Source organism: Stenotrophomonas sp. ATCM1_4, assembly GCF_004348115.1.
Classification (GTDB): domain Bacteria; phylum Pseudomonadota; class Gammaproteobacteria; order Xanthomonadales; family Xanthomonadaceae; genus Stenotrophomonas; species Stenotrophomonas capsici.
This window is the reverse complement of sequence record NZ_QPFB01000001.1, coordinates 3011684-3026092: the sequence shown is the minus strand read 5'-3', so window position 1 is coordinate 3026092 and position 14409 is coordinate 3011684. Positions and strand designations below refer to the sequence as shown.

Annotated in this window: 11 protein-coding genes; 7 read left to right on the top strand and 4 right to left on the bottom strand. The window is 67.0% G+C overall.

Annotated elements, in window-relative coordinates; genetic code table 11:
* Nucleotides 1–238: 238 nt before the first annotated feature.
* Genes ATCM_RS13995 through ATCM_RS13985 form a run of 3 tightly spaced genes read left to right on the top strand, consistent with a single transcriptional unit; the run spans nucleotide 239 to nucleotide 2777 of the window.
* Entirely contained in the window at nucleotides 239–1192 is a 954-nt protein-coding gene (locus ATCM_RS13995; RefSeq protein WP_132865098.1) for a hypothetical protein, read from the top strand.
* Nucleotides 1193–1240: 48 nt separating this feature from the next.
* Nucleotides 1241–2335: a crosslink repair DNA glycosylase YcaQ family protein gene (locus ATCM_RS13990; RefSeq protein ID WP_132865097.1), complete on the top strand. Its 1095-nt coding sequence runs from the start codon at nucleotides 1241–1243 to the stop codon at nucleotides 2333–2335.
* A gap of 49 nt (nucleotides 2336–2384) precedes the next feature.
* Entirely contained in the window at nucleotides 2385–2777 is a 393-nt protein-coding gene (locus tag ATCM_RS13985; RefSeq protein ID WP_132865096.1) for a hypothetical protein, read from the top strand.
* Between the two features lie 27 nt (nucleotides 2778–2804).
* Here the strand turns inward: ATCM_RS13985 and ATCM_RS13980 are convergent, their stop codons facing one another.
* Nucleotides 2805–4301 (bottom strand): hypothetical protein, encoded by a 1497-nt coding sequence (locus ATCM_RS13980; protein ID WP_132865095.1) that lies wholly within the window; start codon nucleotides 4299–4301, stop codon nucleotides 2805–2807.
* Between the two features lie 358 nt (nucleotides 4302–4659).
* Here ATCM_RS13980 and ATCM_RS13975 point away from each other — a divergent pair, with 358 nt between their 5' ends.
* The 3 genes from ATCM_RS13975 to ATCM_RS13965 all read left to right on the top strand — a co-directional run bounded on the left by ATCM_RS13975 (nucleotide 4660) and on the right by ATCM_RS13965 (nucleotide 8573).
* Entirely contained in the window at nucleotides 4660–5205 is a 546-nt protein-coding gene (locus ATCM_RS13975) for a hypothetical protein (RefSeq protein ID WP_132865094.1), read from the top strand.
* Nucleotides 5206–5301: 96 nt separating this feature from the next.
* Nucleotides 5302–7260 (top strand): S9 family peptidase, encoded by a 1959-nt coding sequence (locus ATCM_RS13970; RefSeq protein ID WP_132865093.1) that lies wholly within the window; start codon nucleotides 5302–5304, stop codon nucleotides 7258–7260.
* Between the two features lie 158 nt (nucleotides 7261–7418).
* Nucleotides 7419–8573, top strand: coding sequence for a YncE family protein (locus ATCM_RS13965; protein WP_132865092.1), 1155 nt, complete (start codon nucleotides 7419–7421; stop codon nucleotides 8571–8573).
* 93 nt (nucleotides 8574–8666) lie between these two features.
* On the opposite strand, the gene ATCM_RS13960 is transcribed toward ATCM_RS13965, so the two are convergent.
* Nucleotides 8667–9029, bottom strand: coding sequence for a BON domain-containing protein (locus tag ATCM_RS13960; RefSeq protein WP_132865091.1), 363 nt, complete (start codon nucleotides 9027–9029; stop codon nucleotides 8667–8669).
* Nucleotides 9030–9293: 264 nt separating this feature from the next.
* Between ATCM_RS13960 and ATCM_RS13955 the strand changes: the two genes are divergently transcribed.
* Nucleotides 9294–9488, top strand: coding sequence for a hypothetical protein (locus ATCM_RS13955; RefSeq protein WP_132865090.1), 195 nt, complete (start codon nucleotides 9294–9296; stop codon nucleotides 9486–9488).
* Between the two features lie 105 nt (nucleotides 9489–9593).
* On the opposite strand, the gene ATCM_RS13950 is transcribed toward ATCM_RS13955, so the two are convergent.
* Together ATCM_RS13950 and ATCM_RS13945 are read right to left on the bottom strand one after the other, a co-directional pair.
* Entirely contained in the window at nucleotides 9594–11228 is a 1635-nt protein-coding gene (locus tag ATCM_RS13950; protein WP_132865089.1) for an alkaline phosphatase D family protein, read from the bottom strand.
* 110 nt (nucleotides 11229–11338) lie between these two features.
* Nucleotides 11339–14353, bottom strand: coding sequence for a TonB-dependent receptor (locus tag ATCM_RS13945; RefSeq protein ID WP_132865088.1), 3015 nt, complete (start codon nucleotides 14351–14353; stop codon nucleotides 11339–11341).
* Nucleotides 14354–14409 lie beyond the last annotated feature (56 nt).

The following is a 14409-nucleotide window of genomic DNA, read 5'->3' as shown; positions in this document are numbered from 1 at the left end:
CGCTGCGGACTAGTGCCCCGCGACGGGTCAGGGGACTGGGACTTGCAGGGGCAGGAAACGTGCCAGCCTGCAGGAGCGGCCGGCTCCGGCCCCTCTCCCGCATGCGGGGAGAGGGGGTGGGCTGAGGGAAAGGGCTCAATTTCCCGTCCGCGCGGCCGATGCTGTCTCCGGCGATGCGCTATCGTGCGCCGCCCTTTCCCCTTCCGGCGATCCGCCTTTCGAAATGGAGTTCGTACCCATGTCCCCCCGCGCCCTGTTGCTGGCCCTGGCCAGCGTTTCCTTCATCGATGCATCGGCCGCACAGGCGCACGCGTCGCCGGTTGCGCCCGCGAGCATCGAGCGCCCGGCCCGCATCCGCCTGTTCGGGCAGAACGGCGTTGGCCTGACCATGTTCACCAACGCCCACTGCGAGGATGCCTACGAGGAGGAAATCGAGGGTTCGGGTGCGGTGTCGCTCGGCTTCAAGGCACTGGTCGGCAAGCGCCAGCCCAATACCTCCATTGGCATCCCGCAGAGCGATACCACGCGCACGCTGGAAGACCGCAACCGATTGATGGCCAACCCTTACTACACCGAGTTCGTGCTGGTGCCGGGACAGCCGGTGGCGCTGCAGGCGCAGATCGCCAGCGGCGCCGGGTTGAGCTGCGGGCGCGGACGCGGGGTGCAGGTCAGCTTCGTTCCCGAGGCGGGCGTGGACTACGAGGGCGACATGATCCGCGACTTCGATGCCATGCGATGCGGGATTGCGGTGCGCCAGGTCGCTTCCGACGGCAGCCTCAGCCCGGTTCAGACCGCGCCGTGGCCGAAGAAGTGCGACGCGCCGCCCCGTCCGGCGCCGTCGTTGATGACGCTGTTCCTCAATGCCGACCAGCTGCAGTACCGGTTGGCCGAGGAAGGGGCCGAGGTGGATTCCATCGACAACGACAAGGGCAGCATCGAAGACCTTGAGGAGATGTTGCAGGAAGCGCCACTGGCTGCCGGCGTGGGGCTGTGCATCGTGAGCGACGAGGCGCTGGATGCCAGCGCGCTCGGCGCCAAACTCCCCGGCCTGCTGGAGGCGCGTGGGGTGGCCGACCGCGTGGTGCGGTTCCGTACCGGCGCGCTGGAAGCGGAATGGGGGCTCACCGCGCAGCATCCCTTGAGCTTCGCATTGGCCGAATACTACTGCCGCGCGGCTAGCGGCCAGCGCTGAGCCCGGCGGCACTGTGTGGGGCAGGGGGAATGCGTGCATCATTCCCCCATGCAGCCCACCCTCGACCATCTTCGCCGGTACGCCATCGCCCGCTCGCTTTTCACGCCGACCACGCTGATGCGGGCGATCGGCAAGCTTGGCTTTGTCCAGGCCGATCCGATCCGGGCGCCGGCGCGTGCACAGGACCTGACCCTGCGCCACCGCGTCACCGGCTATCGTGCCGGTGAGCTGGAGCGCCGCTATCCGCGGCTGGCGCTGGAAGAGGATTTCTTCGTCAATTACGGCTTCCTGCCGCGCGCGCACCATGCCTTGATGCATCCGCGCCAGGCGCGGGTGGTGTGGACGCCGGCGCGCTGGAAACAGGCGCATGCGGTGCGCGAGTTCATCGCCGAACGTGGCGTGGTGCATCCGCGCGAGGTCGATGCGCAGTTCGCCCACGGCAAGACCACCAACTGGTTTGGCGGCTCGTCCAATGCCAGCACCGAGCTGCTGGACGGCATGCATTACCGCGGATTGCTGCGGGTGGCACGGCGCGACGGCGGAACCCGCGTGTATGCGCTGCGCCAGGGCGATGCGACGCCGGTGACGGCGGAGGTTGCACAAGCCCGGCTGGACGCGCTGCTCGACATCATCGTGGGCAAGTACGCACCGCTGCCGGCGGCCAGCCTGGGCCAACTGCTGGGCCACCTGCGCAGCGGCGTGCCGCAATGGCAGGGGCTGCGTGCCGATGCGCTGAAGCGTGCACGGCAGCGTCTTGGCACGGTACGCGTGGAGGGCGTGGACTGGTTCTGGCCCGAGGGCGAGAACCCGGCCTCGGCGCGCTGGAAGCCCGATGACGCGGTGCGGCTGCTGACGCCGTTCGATCCGGTGGTCTGGGACCGGCGCCGCTTCGAACAGTTCTGGGGATGGGCGTATCGCTTCGAGGCCTACACCCCACCGGCCAAGCGCAAGCTCGGTTACTACGCCCTGCCGTTGCTGTGGGGCGAGCAGGTGATCGGCTGGGGCAACCTCGGCGTGGCTGACGGCAAGCTGCAGGCGCAGCTGGGCTACGTGGCGGGGCGGGCACCGCGTGACGCCGCGTTCCGGCGCGGGCTGGAGGATGAGCTGGCGCGGATGCGGGTGTTCCTGGGGTTGGACCCATGACAACGGAGCGGCGCCGCGCGGCGCGCGCCCTCAAGGAGAGCGGCAGGCAATGAAGCAGGCGACAGCGGCGATGCGCAGCAGCGCGGTACACATGGCGGTGGCGTTCCTGGGCATGGGCGGTTGGGCGGTGTTCGCCAACAGTGCGCATCCGATGCCACGCCCACTGATCGCCGGCGTGGTGCAGGGCACCCTGTCGGCGCTGATCACGTTGTTCCTGAAGCGGATGATCGAGGCCATGTCGGTGCGCCTGCCGGGCAGCGTGGGCGGGTGGCTGCCGCCGGTGGTGGCGATGACGGTATCGCTGGTCCTGCTGACCACCCTGCATTGGCTGGCCGGTACGCCGGAAATCGCGCGAACCATCGCGGTGCCGCTGTCGGTGACCACGGTGTACTCGAGCTTCTACAACCTGGCGCTGCGGCGGGGAGCCAGCGCAGCGCGGTAGTTCGCGACGGTTACGCTGCCATGCCGGTCAGCGCGACTGCCGGCAGTACAGCGGGTAGCGCTCGATCCGGCCGACGCTTTCGATGGCGGCCCGCACATCGGCGCGGGCGAGGAACGCGTCCTGCCGCTGCTGGGGAACCTGCTCGCCGGGCAGCAGCGGTGACTGCAGGCAGTCCTGGGCCCAGTCCAGCACGTCGTTGCGCCTGTCCGGCCGGGCCAGCAGCTGCCGCATGAAGGCCAGGGCCTGCTCCGGCTCGACCTGGATCAACGCGTCCAGATACGGCATGGGCGCATCATCGCGCAGCGCGTGCAGTTCCTTCAGCGCCTTCTTCTGCTGGCGGCTGTCGTCCTGCTGCAGGGCGGCGCAGTGGCGCACATGGGCCGCCACCGCCTTGCCATAGTTGCTCAGGTTGGCCAGCGGCGCGGCGGCGACGACGCGGATGGCTTCGGCGGCATTGCCGTTGGCGCATTCGAACTCGCCCAGGTTCAACACCTGGCTGATGTTCTCCTCGCCATTCTCGCTGAGCTGGCTGGCGCGACGCATTTCAGCGATGGCTTCCTCGGTGCGTCCCATCCGGCGCAGTGCGATGGCCTTGTTGTTCATCAGCCAGACCTGCTGGTCCATGTCGCTGAAGGCCGGCTTGTCGGTGCTGGCGGCGGCGATCCGGGCGACGGCGGCGTCGGACAGCGCGATGGCGTCCTCGTTGCGGCCGGCCAGCAACAGGGCACTGCTCAGGTGCAGCAGCGGCTCCAGGCGGTCGGGGAATACCTGGGTGCGGGTGCGCAGCAGGGCGATCTGGCGATCGACCGCCAGGGCGACGTCGAAGCGCGGGCGGTCGCGGTTGAACACCGGGTCGAAACGCTTGTCCGCGCGCATCGAGATCAGGAACTCCGGCTCCTGGATGCGCTGGACCACGGCACGCGCGGCCTCCGTGTCGCCCTGCTCCAGGCGTGCGCGCGCCAGCCGGAACCAGATGGCGCCCGGGGTGTTGGAGCTGCCGCCCTTCCAGTTGGCATCGAACAGGGCCTGCTGGAAGCCGATGCGTGCCGGGCTGCGGGTATCGCCGTGGGTGGCCAGCATGAACAGCAGTTCGGGGCGGGTGTTGTCCAGATATTCCGGCCAGCGTGCGGCGAATTCGGTCATGGCCTCGGCGGCGCCGTCCATGTCGTCCTTCTGCATCGCCACGCCGGTCATGCGGTACCAATCATCGGGGTTGTCGCTGTCCAGCCGGGCCAGCTCCGCATACCGCTGCGAGGCGACGTCCAGGCGGTCGTTCTGCCAGGCAACCAGCGCCGCGCGTGACAGCAGACGGTTGCGCTCGGCCGGTGGCAGGCCGGCATAGTCCGGGTCGGCCAGCAGCCGGTCCAGCAGCGCATCGGCGCGACTGCCGGGTTCGTCGGCGGCGATGGCCAGGGCCTCGGCGACGCGCTGCCGGTAGAACACATCCGCTGCGGGCGCGGCGACGGCCGTACCGGAAACACAGCCGAACAGAACGGCCAGCATGGCCATGTGCCTGAGAGTCATCCGCCCATCCCATCCCCTTGGAGTCCTTGGATTGTGGCACGCGACGCCCGCAGTTGGGTGCGCGTGGCGATGATGGCGCGGATGATGCTTGAATGGCTGCATCTAGGGAGGACGTCGGATGCGTGCTTGTTGGCTTGTCCTGGGAGTGCTGCTGTTGGGGGGATGCTCCTGCACGGAGCCGCCATTGCCGATGGCGGATGTTGCCGATATCGACCGTATCGAGATCAGGTACGAACACACTGGCTGGGGCGTCATCAATGAGACGTTCGTTCTTGTTCCGGTCCGGGGAGGTGGTGGATTCCGCCTTCAGGGGCACTATGAGAGCACCGCTGGCGGCGTCCGTGCCGGGGAGTGGCCGGTGAGGTCGACGGCAGTGGCGCAACTGCTGGCTGCCTTGCAGGAACGCCCGTGGCTACGCGAACGTGCCATGCGCGAGATCGCAGGCGGAGTGCGGCGCAGCGAGCTCATTCCCGCTACGTTCTGGACCACCTGGCCGCCACTGGCCTGCGATGCCGATGAGCTGCGTGCATTGGCGCGCAGCCGGTTGCGCGGTCGCAGCGTGCGGGATGAGGTGGATGCCTACTACGGCACCGGGATGCGCTGGACCGATGACGATCCCTACGTCCAGCTGCGCATCCTCCACCGCCAGGGCCGCGAGCAGCGTTGGCACTCGACCGCACAGCACGCCATGTTGGTGCCGTGGGTCGCTGGCGACTACGCGCCGATGGAAGCGCCGGACAGGCAGAACTGGTCGTTGTCGGTCAGCCGCACGCTGCGTGCGCTCGTGCCGGTTGATGCCCATCTCCATGCGCGGCTGGATGGCTTGCCGTCGATGCGTGCCCGGCTGCAGGACTACACGCAGTACGCCGCGGCGAGGGAATGCGAAAGGCTGCGCCCACGCTGAGGCGGGGCGCCGGTCGACGGCACTCGACGCTGCTGGCATTTTTCGCCATGCTCGCTTCGCCAGCGGGGGGCTGGGGCAGCGAACGGAAGGTTCGATATGCGGTTATGGATGCGCGTGTTGTTCGTGCTGATGGCAGGTATGCCAGTTGCCGGTGCGGCAACCCTGGACGTGGAGCCGTTCGTCAGGCAGGACATGTACCAGGGGGTGAAGATCTCGCCCGACGGCTTGCATTACGCGGTGACCGCGCCGCTGGAGGATCGCACCGCGCTGCTGATCCTGCGCCGTTCCGACAACGCCTTCACCGCGCGCATCTCCGGGGACGCCAACTCGGTGGTGGATGACTTCTGGTGGGCGAACAACGAGCGCGTGGTCATCTCCATGGCACGCCGGCAGGGCTCGCGTGATACTCCGGTGGCCATTGGCGAGCTGTACGCAGTGAACGTGGACGGCAAGCAGAGCATGCTGCTGGCCAGCCCTTACGGGGTCAACGAGAGGGCGGGGATCGTCTCTGAATACAAGTCCACCTTCGATCAATCGGTATACATGCTGGACCCATTGGCAGACGATGCGCGCAATGTGCTGGTATCGGCGATGCCGGTGGCGAGCGATCCATTCATCCGCATCGAGAAGATCGATATCTACAACCGGCACCGGGCCCGCATCGCGGATGTGCCGGTGCGGCGTGCGGACTTCAAGACAGACGCTTCCGGCGAGGTGCGATTCGCGGTGGGTGCCAACACCGACAACGTGTCCAAGCTGTACTACCGCGACGCGCGCGGGCAGGAATGGCGGCTGATCAATGACGAGGGCAGCAGCGGGCACCGGCGCTACCCATTGGGTTTCAGCGCCGACGGCACGCTGGCCTACCTGCAGGTGGAGCGCAAGGCCGGCCCGGACGAGATTGTTTCCTGGAACCCGGCCACGGGTGAGGAAGTGGAACTGTTGCGCGATGCAGTCGTGGACCCGTACCGGATCCTGTATGACCTCGACGGCCGCACGCCGGTGGGCGCGTCGTACATGCGCGAACGGGTCGACAACCGCTTCTTCGACGAGAACGGGCGCGCGGCACGGTTGTACCGCAGCCTGGAGAAGTCTTTCAGTGGCGATGCGATCCGCTTGACCTCGGCCACTGCCGATGGCCGGCTGGTGCTGCTGTACGTGTGGAGCGACCGCAACAACGGCGACTACTTCCTGTTCGATACGCAGGAGCGCAAGGCCAACCGGATCTTCAGTCGCCGCGAGTGGTTCATCCCGGACCAGATGCCGGCCACACGGTATGTGAGTTTCAAGGCACGCGACGGCATGACGCTGCATGGGTACCTCACCGAGCCCAGGGGCGCGGTGGCGGGGGCGAAGCCGATGGTGTTGCTGCCGCACGGCGGACCTTATGGTGTGTTTGACGGCTGGGAGTTCGATGACGATACGCAGCTGCTGGCGGCCGCCGGGTATGCAGTGCTGCGCGTGAACTACCGAGGCTCGGGCAACTATGGCCGTGCCTTTACCGATGCGGGCGTGCGCGAGTGGGGCGGACGCATGCAGGATGACCTGGCCGATGCCACCCGCTGGGCCGTTGCACAGGGCATCGCCCAGGCTGATCGGATCTGCATCTACGGCGCAAGCTACGGGGGATACGCTGCGTTGATGGGCGCTGTACGCGACCCGGAGCTGTACCGGTGTGCGGTGGGGTATGTCGGCGTCTATGACCTGGAGTTGATGCACAGCGATGCATCCTCGCGCAGCCGTTCCGGGCGTACGTGGGCCGCCGAATGGCTGGGCGAGCGCAATACGCTGGCGGCTCGCTCGCCCAGCCGCCTCGCCGAACAGATCAAGGTGCCGGTCTTCCTTGCGGCCGGCGGCAGGGATGAGCGTGCACCGGTGGAACATACCGAACGCATGGAGAAGGCGCTCAAGCGTGCCGGCGTGCCGGTGGAGACGCTCTACTACCCGAACGAGGGGCACGGCTTCTACACGCAGCCGCATCGCCGTGCGTACTACCAGCGCCTGCTGGCCTTCCTCGCACGCCATCTCGGCGGAGCGACGGCCAGCGCACAATAGGCGGCAACGGCTGCGAAGGCGGATGCTCGACTCGGCCTTCGCTTTTCCCTACCATGCCGGCACCAGCAAGCCACCCACGCTTCATGCAGCGGGACCTGCCGTCCGAGGACGGCCCAGCGAGCCAGGACACCCTTCGTGCCCGACCAAAGGACGCTCGCATGCACTCTCATTTCCTCTTCCGTTCCGCCGCCCTCGCGCTGGCGGTTTCCTTCGCGTTGGCTGCGCCGTTGGCAATGGCCACCGGCAATGCGTCGGCCGATGCCGATGGCGCGCCTGCCGGCGTGCAGCGCCAGGCCGTGGCCAAGGGCCTGTACGAGCTGGCCTACAGCCCTTCGCAACAGGCGCTGTTCGTTGCCTCCTCCGGCGGCTTCGGTGACGATGCCGGGCCGGCACAGGTACTGCGCCTGGACCCGCGCACGCTCGCCGTGCAGGCCCGCATCCCGCTGGAGCGCAAGGCTTTCGGCCTGGTGCTGGACGACAGTAACCACCGCCTGTACGTCGGCAACACCGTGGACACCTCGGTGACCGTGGTCGACACCGCGCAGGGCATGGCCATCGGCACCGTGCAGCTGATGGAGAAGGTAACCGGCAGTGACGGCAAGCCCCGTTACAGCCACGACCTGCGCGAGCTGGTGGTCGATGCGCCCAACCATCGCCTGTATGTCACCGGGCATTCGCAGGAAGGCAGCGTGCTGTTCGTGGTCGACACGCAATCGCTGACGCTGCTGGAGACCATTGCCGGGCTGGGTAACGCCAAGGCCCCGGGGCTGGCCCTGGATGCAGCCGGAAAGCGCGTGTACACCTCGAACCTGCGCGGTGAGGTGGTCACCGTCGGCACCGACAGCGGCAAGGTCGAGCAACGCTTCAGGATCAGCGCCGAGCAACCGATGAACATTGCCCTGGACCCCGGCAGTGAGCGCCTGTTCGTCACCGACCAGGGGCTGGAGATGATCCGCGCCTACCAGGGCAAGAGCATCGATGGCTTCGTCTCGCGCCACCCCGGCCAGCGTGTGCTGGTGCTGGACCGCCGTACCGGGCGGGAGTTGGCGAGCATCCCGACCGATGCCGGTCCGCTCGGCATCCTGCTTGATGCAGCGCGCAAGCGCCTGTACGTAACCAACCGGGAAGCCGGGACGGTCACCGCCTATGACAGCGACAGCTATCGCCCGGTGGGCAGCTGGTCCGTGCCGACCCATCCGAACAGCCTGGCGCTGGATGCACGCAACAACGTGTTGTACGTGAGCATCAAGAATGGCGAGGGTGATCCCAATGGCGGTGAGGAAAGCGTGGCCCGCATTGAACTGGGCAGCTGACCGCGACGGCGGCGGCAGGAAGCCGCCCGGCAGGAAGCGATCGCTGCCGGGCGGTTGCCGCGATGAGCGGCCAGATGCGCCGAGGGGACTGCGTCAGTGGCCAGCGCTCGCGTCACCAATGATCAGCGCACTGCTGTCCACGCTCTGCACGCCATCAATCCGGCGTGCGGTGACGACCGCGCGGTCGGCCTGCTCCTGCGTGGGAACGTGGCCACTGAGCATGACCGTGCCGCGCTGGGTTTCCACGCGGATATCCATGCCTGGCACATCGGCGGCGGTGACCAGCGCCGCCTTCACCTTGGTGGTGATCCAGGCATCGCTGGGTGGTTTCTCGGTTGCAGGAGCCATCTGCGGTGGCGGGCCTTCCTGCATCGTCTGCGTGGCGGTGGCCACCGGCGCACAGGTGGGGACGGCTGCCACGGCGAGGATCAACAACCCGCTCGGGTGACGTTTCATGGACGTACCTCCGGCCTTGTGGGGATGAACGCGGGCCCTGCAAGGACCCGATCACATCCTGCGCCCGCTCGGGTTAATGGACTGCACCGGTTGTGCAAGCAGAAGGTGAGCGCCGGCCATTCAAGTTGATGGGCCGGCGCTGAACGCCGTGCGCTCCGGTGGTGTTGAATGCACACATGAAACGGTACCTGCACATGCCGATTACGGACGGCTGCGCAGTCTGGACACCGGCAGGCCACCACCGTGCCTGCAGGAGCAGCGACCATGACCCGTGGTGACAAGAGTGCCTATACCGACAAGCAGAAGCGGCAGGCCGAGCACATCGAACAAAGCGAGCGCAAGGAGGGGCGTTCGAAGAAGGATGCCGAACGCATCGCCTGGGCGACGGTGAACAAGCACGATGGCGGCGGCAAGCGCTCCGGCTCCGGCCGTGCGCACCACGCATCCCATCACCGGTGACTCCTCGTCGCAGGAGTGTCTTCGGGCGCGAAGCCGATACCGGTTGCCGGGCTGGGTGCGTACGGAGGATCGACCGGCTTCGCGACCGACGCCGTTTCAGCGCGACTATGCCGAGAACCGTCTGCGATCGCGCTCGGCGCTCATGCGGTGGGTGCCAGACACGTCGAGGCCCCGCGTCTTGATGTCCTGCATGAACACCCACTCGCCGGTGATGCGTTGCGGACGGATGTCGATCATCGCGTAGCCGCGCCGCGAGGTATCGCACCAGTCCAGCTCCGGATTGCTTTCGATGAAGATGCGGGCGACGTCACGCGGATCCACGACCACGCTGCCTTCGATGCCGCCCGAGGTGACGGCCTGCACGGCGAACTCGATGCCCGCGGGGCGGTCGTCCTCCTGCAGCGAGTAGGCCCAGGCGTTGTGACTGTCGCCGGACAGCATCACCAGGTTGGCGTCCGCCTGCTGGGCTGCACGCAGCAGGCGCGAGCGTGCGGCGGGGTAACCGTCCCAGCGGTCCATCCACATCGGCAGGCCGAGCCGCGCCGCGCGCACGTAGTCGGTGAACGCCTGCACGGTGCGTGCGCTGGCATCCGGGCGCAGCCAGTCCACGGTTTTGGCAGGCATCACGGTGCGACCGAGGATGGTGCCCATGCCGACCAGTTGCCAGATGCTCTGGCTCGCGTTCTGGCCAAGCGCACGGTACAGCCAGCTTTCCTGCTGCAGGCCGAGCATGGTGGCCGACGGGTCCTGCCATGGACCATCGCGGAAGGCTTCCAGCGCAGCCTGGCTGCCGGCCGCGAAGGCGCTTTCGATGTCGGCCTGGCGGGTGCGCCCGAGCAGGCGCGATTCGGTGCGGTACAAGGTGGCAAGCGCGCCGATGGGATAGGCCTTCCACGGCTCGTCTGAAATCGGCAGCCATTCGCGATAGGCCTGCATGCCGGCGGCCTTGCGCATGCTCCAGTCGCCTTCGGTAGCCGGTTGATGGTTCCCTGCGCCGCCCTCCCAGCTGTCGTTGGTGATCTCGTGGTCGTCCCATACCGCCACCATCGGCGCCATCTGGTGCAGCTTCTGCAGGTCGGGGTCGGCGCGGTAGCACGCCAAGCGCATGCGATAGTCGAGCAACGAGACCATTTCATGGTCGTGCGCGGGCAGCACCCGGCGTTCGGCGATGCGGTCATGCGGCTTGTAGGACGCGATGCCGTACTCGTAGATGTAGTCGCCCACGTGCAGCCACAGGTCCATGTCCTGGCGCTGGGCTGCGTGTGCATACGCGTTGAACCAGCCCATCGGCAGGTTGGAGCAGGAGAACAGGCCCAGCCTGAAGCTGGCGACGTCCCCGACCGGCAGGGTGCGGGTGCGGCCCACCGGCGAGTGGCTGCCGTCCGGCGCGATGAACCGGTAGTAATAGGTGGTGCCGGGCTGCAGCCCATCGATGGTGAGCTTGGCGGTCCAGTCGCGATAGGCGCCGGTGCGCACCATGGCGCCCCCGACGACGCGGGTGAACGCCTGGTCCAGGGCCATCTCCGCCTGCAGGCGGACCTCGTCCGTGTTGCCCGCAGGGACGTAGCGCGTCCACAGCAGCATGGAATCGGGTCCCGGCTCGCCGCTGGCCACGTTGTGGGTGAACCCCTTGGCATTCATCACCTCGGTGGCGAGCAGCTTGCCACCCGGCAGCAGCAGGGCGCCCAGGCCCAGGCCGGCGCCGATGATGAGGCGACGACGGTCGATGGTGAGGGTCATTGCGAAGGTTCCTGGTGGGCGCTGGAGGAAGCGGAAAGGACATGGATGCCGATGCCTGCCCCGGCCCTTCCCCGCAGGCGAGGAAGGACGGAGTGCAGGGGGCGGCGGGCTCAGAAGCGGCCGCGGATGCCGAAGTTCCACATCGAGCCGTAGACCGTGTACATCTGCACGCGGCTGGCCACGTTGGAATAGATCACTTCCGGCTCGTTGAAGATGTTGCGGCCGGCCAGCATCACGTCGATGTTGTCGGTGAGCTTGTAGGTGGCGCTGATGTTCCACAGCTCGCGCGAGGCACGGTACAGGATGCCGTTGTTGGCGGTGGTCGGCGTGTTGCTCAGCGCGCTGACGCGGTGGCTGGACTGGTAGTTGCCGTTGATCTGGAAATCGAAGCGGCCGTAGTTGTAGCGCACGCCCCAGTTGGCCGCCTCCTTGGGCAGGTTCTGGCGCGGGCCGTCCGGGTTCACGTGGGTCAGCGAGCCGTACAGGCTCAGGCCCTTGAGGGCGCCCGGCAGGAAGGTCAGCTGCTGGTTGTACTCCAGCACCATGCCTTCGTTGGTGCTCGTGCCCGGCAGGTTCTGCGCACTGCGGAAGGTGTAGCCCTCGTAGTCGCCGGGATTGAAGCCGACGTCCTGCGGGTCCACCGTGATGCCGGTGACCTGCATGTCCTTCATGTCCAGCTTGTAGTAGGACAGGCCGAGCATGCCCGACGGCTCCAGGTAGTACTGCAGGCTGGCGTAGTACTTGGTGGAATGCTCGGGCTTGAGCTGCGCGTTGGGCACGGTGACGATCATCGTGTCGTCGTTGACCGAGACCACGCCGCCGAGGTTGCCGTAGTCCGGGCGCAGGATCGACTGGCTGAAGGAGACCTGGCCGACCAGCTTGTCGGTGAAGTCGTACTTGACGCCACCGCTGAGGAAGAAGTCGTCGTACTTGCCGCGGCGGATGGTGTAGCGGCCGTTGTTGTACTGGAACATCAGGCCTTCGACCGTGTTGGGATCCAGGCCGGCGGCCTTGACCTCGCTGAGCGGGCGCACGTCGGCGATGCGCGCGGCGGTGCGGGTCTGCTCGTAGCGCAGGCCCAGGTCGATGCGCGCGTCGCCGATGCGGGTCTCGGCCTCGAGGTAGGCCGCGTTCACCTCTTCCCGGATGCGCTTGTTGTTGTCCAGCTCGCGCTTGAGGTTGCCGACCACGTCCGGGGCGAAGTACTCCGGGTGCTCCTTGAAGATGTCGTACATCGCGTAGTTGCTGTCCGCGCGCCAGCCCTGCTGGTTCATGTTGCCCGCGCCGGTACCGATGATGGCAAAGTCGTAGTCACCGGTCCACGGGATCTGCGACGCCGGGTCGGTCTGGCTGCCGTTCGGGCCGATGTACTTGTACTGTTTGTAGGCGCCTTCGTTGGTGCGCCAGTCATTGCTGCGCGTGCCCAACCCGCCCATCAGGGTGAGCGGGTTGTCGTAGAAGGTGAGGTGGCGCTTGAGGTCGAGGTTGACGCCATGCTGGTCGTTGAGCGCGTCCGATTCGGCGGTGCGGATGTTGTAGCCGATGTCGGCGTCGCGGTTGAAACTCTCCGGGTCACCCCATGGGCGTCCGGCGGTCTGGTTGAGGATCCATTCGTGCGAGCTCTCCGACGGACGGTCCAGGGTGAAGCCGATCCCGGTCAGCCAGCTGTCGGTGCGCTGGAAGAAGCCCTTGCTGTTGTCGCGGAAGTTGAACTCGGCACCGGAATAGCTGCCACGCAGCACCACTTCCCAGTCCTCGCCCTTGTACTCCAGCTTGGGCGCGACCAGGTAGGCCGGCGTGCCCGCATAGCGATGCGAGTACTGCGTATGCAGGCGGGTGTTGGTGCCGTTCGGGTTGACCACGATGTGGTTGGGCGTGGAGCCGGACGCGGCCTCGGACTTGGTCGGGGTGCCGAAGATCAGGTAGGTGTACTGGTTGAAGTACTCCACGTCATACATCGAATAGGTGCTGCGCAGCGAGGCGACCAGGTCATCGGTGATCTGGTAGTCCAGGCTGAGGTTGGCCGCGGTGCGGCTGGTCATCTTCGGGCCCGGGCGCCACATCACGCGGTACGGCATCGCGCTGCCGTCGGCCTTGTAGGCGTAGTCGGTCTGGATGCGGTCCTGCTGCACGTAGTTGGCGTTGTAGCTGGTGTTGAACTCCACGCCCAGGCGGCCATCCATGAACACGTCGCCGAAGCCGAACTGGCCGGACGGGTAGATCGTGGAGTGCTTCCTGTCATCCGGGAAGTACTTGCCCGACCAGGTGGAGTCGGAGGTACCCACCGCGCCCAGCTGGAACACGATGTCGCGCTTGGTGCGCTGGAAGGCGTACTTGCTGCGCAGGTTGATGTTGCCGCCCGGTGCGTCGGCGTCCATCGATGCGGTGAGCGTGTTGTTCAACTCGATCGACTCGATGCCGGTGATGGACATCTGCTCGAACGAGTTCTGCCGGCCCGAGTTGTTGTTCGAGGTGGCCGTGGCCATGCGCGCGCCATCGGTGGTGAAGGTGGAGTACTTGGGGTCCAGGCCGCCGATGCGCACGGCGGTGGCGTCCACTTCGGTGTAATCCAGCGACAGGCCCGGCATGGATTTCATGAATTCACCGACGTCACCCATGGTCAGCGCGCCGTAGTTGTCGGCGGCGACCACGTTCTTGGCGTTCATCGCGGCGCGGCGTTCCATGATGGCGCTGGCCTGGCCGTCACGCGAGGCGGTGACCTTGATCATGTCCAGGTCGGTCGCCGCAGCGCTGCCGGCGGCGTACGACGGTGCCTGCAACGCCACCTCCAGCGCGTTGGCCTTGCCGGCCTCGATACGCACCGTGCTGCGCGATTCCTGCAGGCCGGTGTACCTGACCAGCACCGTGACCTCGCCGGCCGGAATGCCGGTCAGCTGGAAGTGCCCGCCTTCCTGCGAGTAGGTGACGCTGCGGCTGCCCTCGATGCGCACTTCGGCGTTTCGCACGTAATCGCCGGTGGCGGTGTTGAGCACGCGGCCACGCAGGCTGCCGGTGCCCACGTCCTGCACGATGGCCTCGGCCGACTGCTGTGCATGCGCAACCGGGCAAACGCTGAGCGCAGCCATGATGGCGCTGACCAGCGCCGACTTCCTGAGTTCGAACATGTTTCCATCCGGAGAAGTGTGGGAGTACCGCACACAGCTGAGCGTCCGCCGTGCAA